At 35.4% G+C, this 17,011-nt stretch carries 9 protein-coding genes; 7 read left to right on the top strand and 2 right to left on the bottom strand.

Features of this window, described 5'->3' with window-relative positions:
* Positions 1 to 97 precede the first annotated feature (97 nt).
* The 5 genes from ACP6PK_RS24130 to ACP6PK_RS24110 all read left to right on the top strand — a co-directional run bounded on the left by ACP6PK_RS24130 (position 98) and on the right by ACP6PK_RS24110 (position 10,763).
* On the top strand, positions 98 to 259 hold the full coding sequence (locus ACP6PK_RS24130; protein WP_426563345.1) for a hypothetical protein: 162 nt from the start codon (positions 98 to 100) through the stop codon (positions 257 to 259).
* 586 nt (positions 260 to 845) lie between these two features.
* Positions 846 to 3,008, top strand: coding sequence for a lytic transglycosylase domain-containing protein (locus ACP6PK_RS24125; protein ID WP_426563343.1), 2,163 nt, complete (start codon positions 846 to 848; stop codon positions 3,006 to 3,008).
* Positions 3,009 to 4,392: 1,384 nt separating this feature from the next.
* Complete coding sequence (locus tag ACP6PK_RS24120; protein ID WP_426563341.1) at positions 4,393 to 7,278, top strand: hybrid sensor histidine kinase/response regulator; 2,886 nt, start codon at positions 4,393 to 4,395, stop codon at positions 7,276 to 7,278.
* 35 nt (positions 7,279 to 7,313) lie between these two features.
* The gene (locus tag ACP6PK_RS24115) at positions 7,314 to 8,720 is read left to right on the top strand and encodes a diguanylate cyclase domain-containing protein (protein WP_426563339.1); all 1,407 of its coding nucleotides are present in this window, start codon (positions 7,314 to 7,316) and stop codon (positions 8,718 to 8,720) included.
* Between the two features lie 396 nt (positions 8,721 to 9,116).
* Positions 9,117 to 10,763 (top strand): response regulator, encoded by a 1,647-nt coding sequence (locus tag ACP6PK_RS24110; RefSeq protein ID WP_426563337.1) that lies wholly within the window; start codon positions 9,117 to 9,119, stop codon positions 10,761 to 10,763.
* Between the two features lie 166 nt (positions 10,764 to 10,929).
* On the opposite strand, the gene ACP6PK_RS24105 is transcribed toward ACP6PK_RS24110, so the two are convergent.
* Positions 10,930 to 11,253 carry a recombinase family protein gene (locus tag ACP6PK_RS24105; RefSeq protein ID WP_246844624.1) on the bottom strand — a complete coding sequence of 108 codons (324 nt, stop codon included), beginning with the start codon at positions 11,251 to 11,253 and terminating at the stop codon, positions 10,930 to 10,932.
* Positions 11,254 to 12,098: 845 nt separating this feature from the next.
* On the opposite strand from ACP6PK_RS24105, the gene ACP6PK_RS24100 reads away from it, so the two are divergent.
* Both ACP6PK_RS24100 and ACP6PK_RS24095 read left to right on the top strand, forming a co-directional pair.
* Entirely contained in the window at positions 12,099 to 13,505 is a 1,407-nt protein-coding gene (locus ACP6PK_RS24100) for a hypothetical protein (protein WP_426563335.1), read from the top strand.
* A gap of 626 nt (positions 13,506 to 14,131) precedes the next feature.
* Complete coding sequence (locus ACP6PK_RS24095; RefSeq protein ID WP_426563333.1) at positions 14,132 to 15,406, top strand: RNA-guided endonuclease InsQ/TnpB family protein; 1,275 nt, start codon at positions 14,132 to 14,134, stop codon at positions 15,404 to 15,406.
* 132 nt (positions 15,407 to 15,538) lie between these two features.
* On the opposite strand, the gene ACP6PK_RS24090 is transcribed toward ACP6PK_RS24095, so the two are convergent.
* Positions 15,539 to 16,939, bottom strand: a complete 1,401-nt coding sequence (locus tag ACP6PK_RS24090) for a protein adenylyltransferase SelO (RefSeq protein WP_426563331.1) — start codon at positions 16,937 to 16,939, stop codon at positions 15,539 to 15,541.
* Between the last annotated feature and the right edge of the window lie 72 nt (positions 16,940 to 17,011).

Below are 17,011 nucleotides of genomic sequence, written 5' to 3'. Positions count from 1 at the left end.
TCAGATATATATTATACCCTTTTTTTTACTATTTTTTCACTAAAGTCCCGTTATTGAGTTCTGGGTAGATCCAATTGTTTTTCCACCTCGAATTTTGATGTTAGCTGGTGCTAAACAGGGAAATTATTGCATTTACGATGCCACTGCTAACTACAAACCTTTGTTTGAAAGTGCTATTTATGATGAAGCGCACTCGTGGTTAGTTGAGGATGATTATGAGCGCGTGGATGGTCGTCTTTTGTCTGGAGAAATTTTTTAGTTTGAGGGGGCTTTGTTGCATGACAGTAGCGTTGGCGGAGCAAGTGCGGCAGCTATATCGCAATACCTTTTATATTTGTACCTTACATTCCACCGAACCTGCTGTAATTCATTTCTAGATTTTGCAACGCTCATACAAAAAGCCAGATTAAAGTCCGGCAACAAACAGGAAAATGTGCAGCAAACATCAGACCATATTCTAATAATATTAAATTCGGTTAATACTTAAATTCTGACTAAAAAGGAGGTACTGGGGGCAATAGGAACTTCTGTTATTATTTATAGCAGTTGTCATTACTTTACTGTTAGGAAATTCTCAAATATAGTTACAGCAAAAATTTGGGGCGAATGGCCATTCACCCCTACTTCTGACTTCAGCTATAAGTGATGCTCATAGCCTAATATAAATATAGTGGCAAGAGTCAAAATTTGGACAATAGTCCCAATTAATTAACTGCTAGATGGAGAAATTACAAATTTTCCTAAGAGTGTAAATTTTAATACATACTAGCAATTTTGAATTATCCTTACGGGAAAAAAATTAGCACTTAAACTAAACAAATTTAAAATTAACTGACAAGAAGTAAATGTTAAAGCAAAACATAACAAAAGTTTCTATAGTAGCAGTCGCTTCTATTGGCGCTCTATTAACGGGAGTTTTTCTACCACAACTCACTAGCAATAACAAAATCTCCCAAAACGCCATCGAAAAACTCAACCCAGACTTAGATGTAACAAAATTTGTTTCACTGCCACCAGAGCAACGCCGGAGTAAATTGGAGAGTGCGATAAAAACAGGAAAGTCTCTTAATACAAGTCGCGCTCGTTATATTTTAGCTAACGATCTAATTCAACAGGGACAGGAGGAGTTGGCGATCGCTCAACTTAAAAATCTAGAACAAGAATATACAGCTCTAGCACCTTATGTTCTGGTTAAACGGGCGCAAGCTTACGAACAAATAGGGGAAATAGACAAAGCACAAGAAGTTTGGGAAGAAGTCTTAAAAACCTATCCAGAAGAAGCTGTGGTGGCAGAAGCTTTGTATGTGTTAGGAAAACAAAACCCGGAATACTGGGATGAGGCGATCGCTAAATTTCCTGGTTATCCAACTACGGTTAAAATTGCTCAGGAAAAATTAAAGCAAAATCCTAATCAACCTCAGTTATTATTGCTCATTGCTAAGTATGGTTTTGATGTGCCAGAATATGGCACCGTATTGGAACAACTGAGAACAAAATATGCCTCTGAGTTAACTCCTGAAGATTGGGAAATGGTTGCTTTTGGGTATTGGGAAAAACAGGATTATCCTAAAGGTGCCCTTGCATATCAGAAAGCACCTAAGACACCACAAAATTTATATCGTCATGCCAGGGGGTTGTGGTTAGGGCGAAAAACGAAAGAATCTCGCGAAGCTTATCAAACCTTAATTAATACATTTCCCAATGGGGGAGAAGATACAGCTTTAGGTTTGATCCGTTTGTCGAGGTTGGTAGATCGCCAAGATGCCATACCTTATCTTGACAGGGTAATTGCTAATTTCCCTAGTCATGCACCTGAAGCAATGTTAGATAAGTCTAAGTTACTCGATCAACTTGACTCTGCTCAGTCAGCTTCACTGACACGTCAACAATTATTGAAAGAGTATAATAATTCTGATGCTGCTGCTAAACTGCGGTGGGAGTTAGCCGAACAAGCTGCCAAAGGTGGTGATTTACAAGCAGCTTGGAAGTGGGCGCAACAGTTGACTGTGAATAATCCTGATAGTGAGTTAGCAGCGCAAGCAGGTTTCTGGGTAGGTAAGTGGGCACAACAACTTGGGCAGACAGAGGATGGGAAAAAAGCTTTTGAGTATATGATTTTACGGTATCCTCACTCTTATTATGCTTGGCGATCGGCGGTGATGTTAGGTTGGCCTGTGGGCGATTTTACCACAGTTAGGGATTTATCTCCAGAGGTTGTACATACGAAAGAACGCGATCCACTGCCTTTTGGTTCTGAAACATTGCGGGAACTATATCAGATAGGGCAAGATCGGGATGCTTGGAAACAGTGGCAGGTAGAATTTGAGGAACGGATGAACCCAACTGTTGCGCAACAGTATACTGATGGTGTATTGAGAATTGGTGTGGGAGATAATTTAGATGGTATTTGGATGTTGACTAGCTTGAGTCAACGGAAAAACCCAGAGGAGATAGCTGAGTATAAAGCTTTCAAAGAAAAGCGTACTTATTGGCAAACTTTGTATCCTTTTCCTTATTTAGAAACTATTGTTAAATGGTCTGATAAACGAGAATTAAATACTGTTTTGGTGACTGCTTTAATTCGTCAAGAATCTCGTTTTATGCCGAAGATTAAATCGGTTGTGGGAGCAACAGGATTAATGCAAATAATGCCAGAAACAGGAAAAGAAGCTGCTCAAAAAATTAACCTTGTTAGTTATGATTTAGAGAATGTGAATGATAATGTTAATTTAGGTACTTATTATTTTGATTTTACTCATAAAGAGTATCAGAATAATTCGATGTTGGCAGTGGCAAGTTATAATGCGGGTCCCAATGCTGTTAGTAGTTGGTTAAAGCGGTTTGGGTTTAATGATGCTGATGCTTTTGTGGAGAAAATTCCTTATCCAGAAACAAGGGGTTATGTAGAGTCTGTATTTGAAAATTATTGGAATTATTTGCAGATTTATAATCCTGAAGTTTCTCAGTTAATGGAGAGGCATTATGCTAAATATAATAAAAATAAATAGGAAGAGTATGACACTGATTTTGCCACGGATGTACGGATGATAAGACAGAATTATACACCATCTGTAGGGGCGAATGGCATTCGCCCTTACAAATATGCCAGTTATATCATGTCCGCTGGTATGGGAGCGTGTAAAAATTGGGGAAATATTTACCTTACAGCGCTTTTGCTGATTGATGAACCACATCTTCATAACCAAAACCTTGTAGGGACGTTCCATGGAACGTCCCTACTGTGGTCTACTGAAATGAAAACCGCTGTATGTAAGGTTTTTCCTTTTCTTCTTTCTTCTCTCCTAGATAACTAAAGCCTTCTTTCTTACCTTATACAATACCGATGCTACGGGACATAATATTATGCGTAAGTCCTGACCAATTATCATGTATAGCAGGGAACAGGGAACAGGGAACAGGGGACAGGGAACAGTGGGAAAAGTGTTTCCGTGGTCTTTGATTCATCATCAGTCTATGTCCTAATCACCCTGGCTGTTGCTATATTAATGCTCTACCTGATTAAAACTTCAGTTATTAAGTAATTACTTTAGTAGAATAACTTTTTTGCTGCTTTTAGGTAAGTTAATGTTAATTATTCTTTATTTGTAGGGATGTTTTACAGGCAAAAATGCGTTTTATGTTCCGGAAAGCTTTGCAGAATGCAAAAGATGTCGCGCAGCGTTTACACCGCTTTTCAGATGGATAAACCACATCGTCATCACCAAAACTCTGTAGGGGCGTTTTGCTATCGCACAACTCCGCTAACGGCTAAGAGCCGACATGAAAAACGCGGAGCGACATATAAAGCGGAGCTTTGCGTTAGCACATGGCCATTTCCGTTCCGGAATGCTCCGCAAACGCCCCTACTGTAGTCTACTGAAATGAAAACCGCTGTAATGTCAGCTCTTAGCTGTTAACGAAGTTATGCGCCAGCAAAAACGTCCCTACTCAATCAAATGTAGAAAAGTTTTGAGAAATTGTATTATCGTAGGGGTTTGGTCTCCAAACCCCTAGAGTTTTTTTTCATCAATCATTTAGTATTGCTTACCGAAAAATAAAGGTATAAAGCCTCTCACTCACCGTGGAGAAACAAGCGGTCGTTTGCGGAGCATTCTGTTAGGATGGGATGGCGTTAGCGAAGCGGGTCCGTAGGAGCGGGTCTCCCGCTCTTGCAGAGCCACTGCCTCTTCCAGAGGAGCTGCGCTAACGTTAACGCCATATCCAATCGACCAAGAGAGAAAAATTTCCTTTTATTCAATCCTCTTCCTTTTAAGGAGAGGTAATTATCAATTATCAATTATCAATTATTAAAGAATGCTATGAATACTAGATTAAAGGAAAATGCAGATGAGAACTTTAATTAACAATAAATTCATCAAAATACTCTTAATTTTGACATTTTTTTTGTTATCTTTATTTATTTCAATTTCCCACAGCTACGCACAAAATCATAACTTAGAGCATCTTGATAATGTTGTGGTTTTAAATGATAACATTCAAAAATATCCTTTAGGATTACATTTAGAAATATTTGAAGATAAAACTAGAGAATTAACTATTGAAGATGTTGTTAATCAAGAATTTACTCCTAATAATAAAAATATCCCCAACTTAGGCATAAAAAAATCAGCAATCTGGGTTCGTTTTCGAGTCAAAAATCAAGCAAGTTTGACACAAAAATGGATATTAAGTTTAAATAATGCTCGTACAAGTAGAGTAGATTTTTATGCTTATCAAGGAGAAAAAAAAGGATTTAAGATAATTAAAACTGGCAGATATTTACCTTTTAGCATGAGAGAATTTAACCATCGTTTTTTTCTCTTTAGTTTGCATTTTACTGAAGATAATGAACAAACTATTTATCTACGTTTAACTTCAAAAACAGGTTTAGCTATTCCCTTAAATATTTATTCCGTAGAAACATTTTTCCAGGAGGATCAAAAGACAATTTTATTTTTAGGAATAGGTTATGGAATTATTTTAATAATGATTGGCTATAACTTATTTTTATTTATTTCTTTAAAAGACAAAAGTTATCTGTATTTTGTCTTGTTTCTTACAGGTTATTTCGGGTTTAAATTGTGTCGAGATGGAATAGGACATCAATTATTGTGGCCGAATTTTCCTAACCATTTTGAGATTCAAGCATTCCCAGTATTGTTAATTTTCTTTTTCTTGATAAAATTAACCCAATCTTTATTAATAACTAAAAAATATCTTCCTAAAATGGATAGATTTTTATTTATTATATCTTTAGTTCTAGTTGTGACAATTATTGTATCCATACCAACAAAATGGAATTATATTATCCAGCTTTATAATTCTATATTTATTCGTGTAATAATATTAATAATTGCTTTGATAAGATGGAGACAAGGATATAAACCAGCTAAATATTTTTTATTAGCTATGTTTTTCCCTATTGTAGGAATAATTCTTGTTAATCTTAGTAGTTTGGGTTTTATACCTCATAATATTCATATAAATAAAATTTGGGATTTATTTTATAGTTTACCGACATTATTATTTTCATTTGCTTTAGCAGATAGAATTAATCTGATTCAAGATGAAAGAGAAAAAGCACAAAATGAAGCCTTGAAAAATGCTCAACTTAATCAAAAATTAATTAAGGAACAAAATATTGTTTTAGAAAAGAAAGTCGAAGAAAGAACAGAACAATTATCCATTGCCAAACAAAAAGCGGAAGTTGCTAATCAAGCAAAAAGCACTTTTATTGCTAATATGAGTCACGAATTGAGAACTCCTTTAAATGCAGTTTTAGGCTTTTCTCAAATTATGATGCGTTCTCAAACCTTATCAAAAGAAGACAAGGAAAATACAACTATTATTTATAAAAGTGGTAGCTATTTATTAACCTTGATTAATAATATTTTAGACTTATCTAAAATTGAAGCAGGGAAAATGACCCTTAATCCCAATAGTTTTGATTTGTATTCTTTTTTAAATGAACTGGAAGACTTATTATACCTAACCGCAGAAAATCAAGGATTAACATTAATATTTGACTATCAAGATAATCTACCTCAATATATTTATACTGATGAAATAAAACTCCGTCAAGTCTTAATTAATTTAATCAATAATGGAATTAAATTTACTACTGAAGGAGGAGTTTATTTAACCGTTGGTAGTCAAAAACAATCCTCGTATAATCTTCTCTTAGAAAAGGTGGAAAGTAATGAAGAATCTCCCCTTAATCTTTCCTTGAAAAAGGTGGAAAATGGTGAAAATAATGAAGAATCTCCCCTTAATCTCTCCTTTGAAAGGGGGGAGAGTTATGGAAAAGCTTTTGAAAGAAGGGAAAGTTATGAAAAAGCTTTTGAAAGAGGAGAAAATAAAGCAACTATTATTTTTGAAGTCAGAGATACAGGAGCAGGAATAGCTCAAGAGGAAATGAGTAAATTATTTGAAGCATTTGCTCAAACTCAAACAGGTACAAATAGTCAAGAAGGCACAGGTTTAGGATTACCAATTAGTCGTAAATTTGTCAACTTAATGGGAGGAGATATTACCGTTAAAAGTCAAATAGGAAAAGGTACAACTTTTCGATTTGAAATAGAAGTTGAGATTGTCAATAAAACAGATATAAAAACTCAAGTAAATCCTCGTCATGTGATTGCTCTACAACCAAACCAACCTCGTTATAAAATATTAATCGTAGATGACCGCCCTACGAATCGTTTATTATTAATCAAACTATTACAACCATTAGGATTTGAATTAAAAGAAGCTACAAACGGAAAAGAAGCTATTGATATCTGGGATAATTGGCAACCTCATTTAATTTGGATGGATATGAGAATGCCAGTAATGGATGGTTATGAAGCAACGCAACATATTAAAGGTACAACTAAAGGAAATGCCACGGCAATTATTGCTTTAACCGCAAGTGTATTAGAAGAACAAAAAGCAATAATTTTATCAGCAGGATGTGATGATTTTGTCAGAAAACCTTTTCGAGAAGCCACCATTTTTGAAACCATGAAAAAGCATTTAGGAGTTGAATATATTTATGCAGAAGAAATGCCATCTGAAACTTCAAGTGAATTATCAAGTTTAACAGTAGAAGATTTACAAAAAATGCCGAATGAATGGTTAGAGAAAGTGTATTATGCTGCTAAAGCTTTAGATGATGATATGATTGAAGAATTAATCGATGAGATTCCTGTTCACCAATCTTTATTAGGGGAGAAGTTAAAGAGTTTAGTTGAGGATTTCCAATTTCAGACAATTAGACAACTGATTGAATCTATTTGATAATCAATTATTCTGGATATATTCAAAATTTAATTATGATTAAATCTAATGATTTACCAAAACAAAATTTAGAAGCTACAATTTTAATTGTTGACGATCAAATTTCCAATTTAAAAGTTTTAGCAATCCTCTTAAAAAACAACAATTATAAAGTCAAAAAAGCTATTAATGGAGAAAATGCTATGATTGCAGTAGAAACTGATATTCCTGATTTAATTTTATTAGATATTAAAATGCCTGAAATCGATGGCTATCAAGTTTGTGAACGCTTAAAAGCTAATCCTAAAACCCAGGAAATCCCTGTAATTTTTATTAGTGCTTTAAACGAAGTTTTTGATAAAGTTAAAGCTTTTGAATTAGGAGGAATAGACTATATAACTAAGCCTTTTCAAGAACAAGAAGTTTTAGCCAGAATCAAAAGTCAGTTAACAATTCAAAAACAGAAACGACTATTAGAAAAAGAGAGAAAATTATTAAAAATAGAACAAGATAATCTTAAAGAAGAAATTAGACAACGCAAAGAAGCAGAGGCTATTTTATATCAATCTAGGGCAATAATTTCTAGTATTGTTAATAGTTCCCTGGATGGGATTGCCGCTCTAGAAGCAGTCAGAAATACAAAAAATGGAAAGATTGAGGAGTTTCGCTGTTTATTAGTTAATCCTCTGATTGCAGAAGTTTTTAATCAAGAAACTGAGAATTTAATCGGTAAATTGGTGTTTAAAAAATTTATTCATAAAATTGACCCTAATTTATTTTCCGCCTTCGTTGAAATCGTAGAAACAGGAATACCTTTAGCAAAAGACTTTACTTATAACAATAAACAAGAGCAAAAATGGTATCATTTCATTGCCGTTAAATTAGGTGATGGTTTTGCCATTACTGTCAGAGATATTACAGCAAGGAAAAAGCTAGAATTAGAACTAAATCATCTCGCAACTATAGACGGATTAACAGGAATTGCTAATCGTCGTACTTTTCAGGAAACTATATTGAAAGAATGGGAACGTTGTCAAAGAGAAAAACAACCTTTATCTCTGATATTATTCGATCTGGATTATTTTAAATTATATAACGATTTTTACGGACATCAAGCTGGAGATAATTGTTTAAAGCAAGTTGCCGAAGCTGCAAAGAATGTCTTAAATCATTCTTACGATCTGGTTGCTCGTTATGGGGGTGAAGAATTTGTGATTCTTTTGCCTAATACAAATCAGCAAGGGGCAAGTTCGATCGCTGAACTTATCCAACAAGCTATTCGCAAAATAGCAATTCCCCATGAAAAATCCCAGGTAAGTTCAATTGTCTCCGCTAGTATGGGTATTGCTAGTATCATCCCCAGCTCAGAAAGTTCACCAGATGCTCTAATTGCAATGGCGGATAAAGCTTTATATATCGCCAAACAAGAAGGGCGCAATCAAGCGATCGCTTATACTCCATAAAAAATGATTCGTGAAAAAAACTGTAGGGGTTTGGTCTCCAAACCCTGTCAGATAAAATATTACCGAAATAATTAATAATTAAGCAATTAAATAATTAGATAATTCACGCCTTTAAGCCTCCCTTTTCAAGGGAAAAAAGCGGTCGTTTGCGGAGCATTCTGTTAGGATGGGATGGGGAGGTTTCCCGCTCTTGCAGAGGAGCTGCCTCTTGCAGAGGAGCTGCGCTAACGCTAACGCTTTATATGTCGCGCAGCGAAACACCATATCCAATCGACCAAGAGAAATAAATCTTTTCCCCCTTTGTGTCAATTCTCTCCCTAAAAGGAAGAGATAATTATCAATTATCCATTATCCATTAATGAAAACCTATTTATAATTGCTATAAACCATAAAACTATGAATACTATATCAAAGGAAAATTCAGAAGGAATTATTTTAATAGTTGATGATAACCTACCAAATTTAAAAATTTTAGCGACTCTTTTAAAAAATAATAATTATCAAGTAAGAAAAGCCATTGATGGGGAAAGTGCATTATTTTCTATAGAAACTGATATTCCCGATTTAATTTTATTAGATATTAAAATGCCTGAACTCGATGGCTATCAACTTTGTGAATCCTTAAAAGCGAATCCTAAAACCAAGGAAATCCCTGTGATTTTTATTAGTGCTTTAAATGAAGTTTTTGATAAAGTAAAAGCTTTTGAAGTAGGAGGAATAGACTATATAACTAAGCCTTTTCAAGAAGAAGAAGTTTTAGCCAGAATCAAAAGTCAGTTAACAATTAAAAAACAAAAAAAACTATTAGAAGAAGAAAGAAAATTATTAAAAATAGAACAAGATAATCTTAAAGCAGAAATTAGACAACGCAAAGAAGCAGAAGCTATTTTATATCAATCTAGGGCTTTAATTTCTAGCATTTTAAATTCTGCTCTTGATGGAATTGCTGGTCTAGCAGCATTGAGAAATAAGAGGACAGGAAATATTATTGATTTTTCTTGTTTAGTTGTTAATCCAATTATTGCTAGAGCTTTTAATCAAGAACCACAAGATTTAATTGGTAAATTAGTGGTGAAAAAGTTTTTAGATAGAATTAATGATAATTTATTTAATGATTTTGTGAATGTGGTAGAAACTGGAAAATCTTTAGAGCAAGATGTTTATTATAATAACCAAGGAGAAGGAAAATGGTATCATTTCATCGCGGTTAAATTAGGAGATGGTTTTGCGATTACGGTTAGAGATATTACACAAAGGAAAAACTTAGAATTAACCCTAGAAGAAACTAATAAAGAATTAGAAGCTTTTAGTTATAGTGTAGCTCATGATTTACGGAATCCATTAGGCAATATTGAATCATTAATTGATTTTCTCCAAGCAGAATATCAAAATCATAATCATTCCACTCAAAACTCTCCAGAACTTTTTGATATAATTTCTGAATCAACTGCTAGGATGCAGCAAATTATTAAAGATTTACTACTATTGTCAAAGGTTAAAAAAAGTGCTATAAACCTTGAAGTAATGGATTTAAGTAATATAGTTCAAGACATATTAATTAAATTCCAAAGGAGGGAACCACAAAGAAAAGTAGAATTAGTAATTCAATCTAATGTTATAGCTAAAGTAGATCGAAACTTTTTAACAATTGCTTTGGATAATTTAATTAGTAATGCTTGGAAATATTCATCTAAAAAAGATGTTACTTATATTGAATTTGGAGTTTTATTCGCAGAAAAAGAAAATTTAGAGCCAATCATTAATCAATGTTCTTTATATTATAAAGACAAAAAATTATGTGAGCAAAAATTAGATTTAGTGTATTTTATTAAAGATAATGGAGCAGGTTTTAGTATGGAAAATTTTGAAGAATTATTTACTCCTTTTAAGCGTTTCCATTCAGATGAAGAGTTTCAAGGAATTGGTATTGGTTTGTCAATTGTCAAAAGAATTATTCATCGTCATAAAGGCTTAATTTGCTGTGATTCTCAAGTAGGAGAAGGAACAACTTTTTATTTTACTCTGAATGACTTTCTTGCTTGAAGAAGGAATAATGGTACTTATACCAAATTCAAAAAAGGTCGTTACAGTAAAAAAGGGAGTAGGGAATAGGTATGGAGGGAATAGAGAATAGAGAATAGGCGAAGAAACAATTATTTGTCACAAAGAAATTCACCATAACTTTAGGAGTATGAATATTGATACCTAACTACAAGAAAAGATAATATAGCATAGTTGGAGGAGATGGGAAGATGGGAAGATGGGAAGACAAATATTGTATAAGCTCGAATCCAAATCTCGTGAGTCTGTCCCTACAGGCAACAATAATTGTGAGCTTATCTCCTTGCAAGATTCTGTCCAGTATGGCTATAAGACCTTTTCTTTTAAAGTTGAGCCCGCTAGCGATGTCTTTGATGACTTCAGCTCCGGGATAGTGGTTTTGCATGAACTCGACTTGTCTTTTGAGGTCGTCTCTTTGTTTTGCTGATGAGACTCGGCAGTAGCAAATAGTGGAAGCTCTAGCTGCTCCCATGATGTAGGATTTTGCATCGTACAATCTTTGCCCTGCTTCATTTTTAATGATTTTGATTTTGCCTTCATCTCCATATTTGCGTGTCGGTATTAGGATGTAAGCCAAGTATTTCTACAGCCTTCCTAAGTGGAACATAATTCATATAGTTTTTGTTAGCTTATATGAGTATATGTTAGCAAATGAAAAAACAGTTTTTCAACCTCATTAACCTGAGAAACGCTATATTAAAAATTTACATCACGTTAATAGATAATATTTATAAATAGAAAGTTGAAGTCTAGCAAAGTTTATGGTAAAAGGATAACATATTTGGCATGGTAACTAGAGTAGAATTGAATTGGGTATCACTTCATCCAATAAATCTGCCAAATTGGCAACTACTCCCTAATTATTCTGGATTAAGATGTAGTCATATTAAAAAACAAACACAAAGTTAAGTTGTTTCAAACACCCTAGGACTTAGACAAATAGACTGAAATATAGATAGGTATAGGTTTTTAGTTCAAAAAGGCATAAATTCTTTTGTGGCGAATTTTTTTATGGACAATAGTGCGCAAACAGCCTTCTTAAGGGCATGAATGTTATTCCCTTGTCTAGACTGACTTTTCCTAGGTTATGCTACCCAAACAGGGATTTTTTCAACCAGAAAATGTTGATAGCGGTTTTTATTAACTTAACAACTTAACATAGAATACAACGATCAGGGCTGTAACTTATAAAACTGCAAACATACTTATCCTTATTTCTTTAGTCTACCTTTGTGAAAACCGTTATAAGCACCAACGTAAGAGATCTGGTATGGACTGCTTCTAGTTTTTAATTTATCGTTTTGAGAGGTATTGTTAATGACAAGTTTAGACTTGAGTCAAGAAAAGTTTAATGGACGCTCTAATAAAATTGATCCGGGGATGACACTCTTTAACCCCAACAACTCTATTATAAAAACACGTGGGGGAGCTGATAAGCTCATTGGTACTGACTCTGTATATGGTGACTTTGTTGGGGGAGTGCTTGTTCAAACAGGAGCCGAAAACAGCATCAACTATGGTATTGACTCCGCATTGATGGCGAGCGTTGATGTTGCTGCCAAGGGTATTGATAACAATGGGGTTATCAAGACAGGAAGAGGACGCGATCTATTAAAAGGTAGCGCAACATCGAGCGTCTCTGCTGTAGCACAAACAGTATCTCAAGCCATAGCTATTGCTGATACTGCTGATACTGCTGCTATTAGTGAGGCTTTTGCCGATATAAAACTTAGCTCCACTGCCGATGGTATTGATAACTCTGGTGGCGAAATTAACAACGGTCAGGGTGGCGATGGTATTGATGGCAGCACCGAAGGTTCTGTGGCAGCAGTCGCCACAGCTATAGCAGATGCCTCAGCCATCGTCGAGGCTGTTGCCGAAGCCCCTGTTTCAGATGGTCTCACAGCTTTCGCTGGAGCAATTGCTCAAAGTTTCTCTCAGGCAACCATCATTGCCAGAGGTATTAACAATGAAAATGGCAAAATTACTACGGCTGGTGGTAAGGATACTATCACTGCTACAGCTACTTCTAGTGCTGCGAGCTTGTCACAAAGTGCAGCGTCTGCTTTGTCGAGTGGCACTCCGGGAAATCAAGCATTGGCTCTGTCTGTTGCCAATGCTTTTGCCCAGGTTAAGGACAAAGCGATCGCTATTGACAACACCAACGGCGAGATTAAGATGGGTAATGGAAAAGATAAGCTAACTGGCCAGGCAAGCGGAAGTATATCTTACGGTATTGTTGGTGGCGAGATTCGTACCGGAGATGGAAAGGACATTCTAACTGGTCAGGCCAGCGGAAGCAAATCTTACGGTATTTTTGATAGCCACATTAAGATGGGTGATGGAGCTGATACTCTAATTGGCGAGGCAAGTGGAAGCGATTCTTACGGTGTTTTTGGCGGTAAAATTTCTATGGGCGATGGAGCTGATAGAGTAGAAGCCTCGAGTTTTGGAGGTGGTGTCAACATCAGCATGGGTAATGGGAAAGACTTTGTTGAAGGTTTCGGTGACGCTAAAATAAATGGTGGTTACGGTTATGATAGACTCAGCCTTAGCTCTTACAACATAGAGGAATTTGATAATATCAGTTTCGGTGCTAATAACAATAAGGTTATGTTTGAACTAGATGGTATTACCATGACTACCAAAAAGTTTGAAGAATTCATTTTTGGTGATGGAAATACTATCTTAAGCTACAATCAATTACAGGACTTTTTAGGATAATGAGGTACAGTTGAAGACTAATCTGTCTTCCCTATTTACTAAAGTGGTAAAACTTTGTACCTCACGCGCCTCCGAAACTACTGTAATGTTAGTCCTGTAGATTTAGTGATCGAATTATGAAGATATCCACCCTTCATTTTGATCATTTTGCTTCGGAGTGTTATGAGAAACCGGGTTTGTGGGAGGTTAATGGTAGGGACGTATCGCTGCGCGACATGTTTGCGGAGCATTCCGGAACGGAAAACGCATTTTTGTTATGCAACGTCCGTACTAGGGCATTTGATACAAACCCGGTTTCTCTGCTTTTTTATACCGATACTACCGGATTTGATATCACAGGATGAAATTTGTAGGGGCAATCCCCCTGTGGTTGCCCCCTATCATTAACTAGGGTAGGCACAGGGGTGCTACACCAAAAGATGGCGTTGCTGAAACACGGTATGAAATTCCTAAGTTTATAATGTGTAAATCAGACCTATTTCCACTCATCACAAAAAGTCGGTACGTGGGAAACCCGCTAGTTTGAACGGCGGGATGGAAGCGACTCGACGGGTTTTAACCCGTAGTCGTGTTGACAATTCGAGACTGTTTCGCTAATATAGATATTATACAGCGAAATCTTAGTTATGTACCTAACTCAAAAGAACAAAATTAGAAATTTGTCCAGCACCGAATTCAAAGCATTAAGACAATTGTGCAGATTATCTAAAAATATGTACAATGTCGGCTTGTATTCTGTGCGACAATTCTACTTCTCTGAGGGCGGATATCTAAGGTATGAATCAAATTACCATTACTGCAAAGAAAATGAAAATTACCAGTTACTTCAAACTGATATTGCACAGCAAATTTTAAAAGTGGTAGACAGGTCTTTTAAGTCGTTTTTCAACTTAATTCAGAAGGCCAAAGAAAGTCTATATCGGTTTGAACAAATACGAATGCCTAGATACCTCAAAAAAGAGGGTTACTTTCCTTTGATAATACCTCGAATTAGGGTAAAAGATGGATATTTCAATATTCCAATGTCTCAGAAATTCAAGGTAGAATATGGTGCAGTAAAAATCCCTTTTCCTGAGAGATTGGTAGATAAGAATCTCAAGGAAGTTAGAATAATTCCGAGATTTGATGCCAGTTTTTTTGAAGTTGAATTTATTACAGAAGAGGAGACAGAGCCAGCCGTAAAAACAGATAATGTAATAGCAATCGACCTTGGTTTAGACAATCTAGCCACTTGTGTATCAAACACTGGGTCATCGTTTATTTTAGACGGTAGGAAACTTAAATCAATCAACCAGTGGTACAACAAAGAGAATTCTAGATTGCAATCTATAAAAGATAAACAGGGTATTAAAGGCTTAACCAAAAAACAAATTAGCATTACTGTAAATCGGAATAATAAAGTTAGAGATTACCTGAATAAAGCAACTAGGTACTTAATCAACTGGTGTAGTACAAATAGAATATCTACTATAGTTGTAGGTGTTAATCCGGGCATGAAGCAAAATATCAATTTAGGCAAAAAAACTAACCAAAAGTTTGTACAAATACCGCACCACAGTTTTAGACTAAAGCTAAAAGCTATGTGTGATAGATACGGGTTAACATACAAAGAACAGGAAGAATCCTATACTTCTAAAGCTAGCTTTTTAGATGGTGATTTAATCCCTATTTATAATGCTGACAATCCTACCGAATATAGTTTCAGTGGTAAACGAGTCAAGCGTGGTTTGTACAAAACTAGGGAAGGAAAATTGATAAATGCCGATGCTAACGGTGCAGCCAACATTGGATTAAAAAGCAACCTGAATGGGTTTATCCCGGACAGACTAGAGGCATCTTTGGCTATGCCATTAAGGGTCAAATTTGACGTGACTTCAGTCCGGCAAATTTGTTCCGCTTAAGAATCCACGCGACTTTCAGTCCGTGGAGTGTCAATCCTGACGCGGAAAAAGTTCCTTTCTAGCTCCTGACTCCTCCCTAATTATTTATAACTGTTCATCCGGACATGATATTACTCTTTCCTTCTTCCTTCTTCAATCATATATTCGCTGCAATAAATCATAAAATGGCTGCCAATTATCCTCTAGTGTAATTGCTTCCCAGACTGACTCAATTACAGGTCTAATTAAACTTTGTTGCGGATTATATTGTTGTAACTTTTTCGCCATTTCTTTTAATTCATTATCAGAATAAGTCTGCAAAAGATGATAATAATATTGTCGCCATTGTTCTATTAATTCTGGCTGTTCAAAATCAGCAAAAATCTGACTAATATCATCACGCCATTGGGGAGAAAACTTTTGTCTCAATTCGTAAAAGAAATCGTGGTATCCAATCTGAGAATCTGTTAACATTTTTATGGTTAGCTGAAGTAACTTTTCTGCATTGTCTTCAGGCAACTCTTCAAACCCGAATCTCCTCATCATTAATTGCCGATATTCATGCAGATAAAAATCATCAAACTTTTCTAACGCTGACCTCATATCCTTCCGCTCAATAACTGCAGCTAATGCTTCTTGAAGTAGGTGTAAATTTGACTTACAAACTAATGGTTGATGACCGTAACGATAAAGACCAGAATAATCAAAATAAGCTGCTGTAAATTTAGGATTGTATGTGGGAATAAAAGCATAAGGACCATAATCAAAACTTTCCCCAGTAATTGACATATTATCTGTATTTAATACACCATGACAAAATCCAGCAGCCATCCATTGAGCAACTAACTTAGCAACTCTTTCTACTAACTCTGAATAGAATAAAAAATAGCTATCCTTCTCTTCCTTCAGATCAGAATAATAACAATAAATCACATGGTCTAATAACTTTTTCGTTAAATCCGGGCGCTTAAAAAAATGTAATCTTTCAAAATTACCAAACCGGATATGAGAACGACTAAAACGCACCATCACCGACGAACGAGTAGGAGAAGGTTCATCCCCACGCCATAACCCTTCCCCAGTTTCAATTAAACTAAAACATCGGGAAGTACGAACCCCATGACGGTGCAACATTTCGGCTGCCAAAACCTCCCGCACCCCCCCTTTAAGAGTAAGTCTACCATCAGCACTACGAGAATAAGGCGTTCTACCCGAACCCTTAGTACCAAAATCATATAATTCACCATCTACCCCACGGACTTGACCATAAAGAAAACCCCTACCATCTCCCAAATAAGGGTTATATTCACCAAATTGATAACCGTGATAACGTAGGGCTAAAAAAGGTCCGACACAATGAAATTTACCAAAAGCTTCAGTAAAATCTTCATCCTTAACATTTTGAGAATTTAGCCCTATCTTCGGGAGTAATTTATCATTACGAAATCGCAAAATATGTTGAGGAAATTCAGCAGCAAGTACCTCATCATAATAGTCACCGCCTAAAGATTCAATGGCAGGTTCATAGTTGAGAGAAAGTAAAGGATTAGACATTATTAATTGATAATGGATAATTGATAATGGATAATTGATAATGGATAACTATTAATGGATAATTGATAATGA

Origin of the sequence: Dapis hubbardiae BLCC-M172, from assembly GCF_050016015.1 — a bacterium.
Lineage (GTDB): Bacteria > Cyanobacteriota > Cyanobacteriia > Cyanobacteriales > Microcoleaceae > Trichodesmium.
Note: the sequence above shows the minus strand (reverse complement) of the source record. Positions and strands in the feature narration are given on the sequence as shown.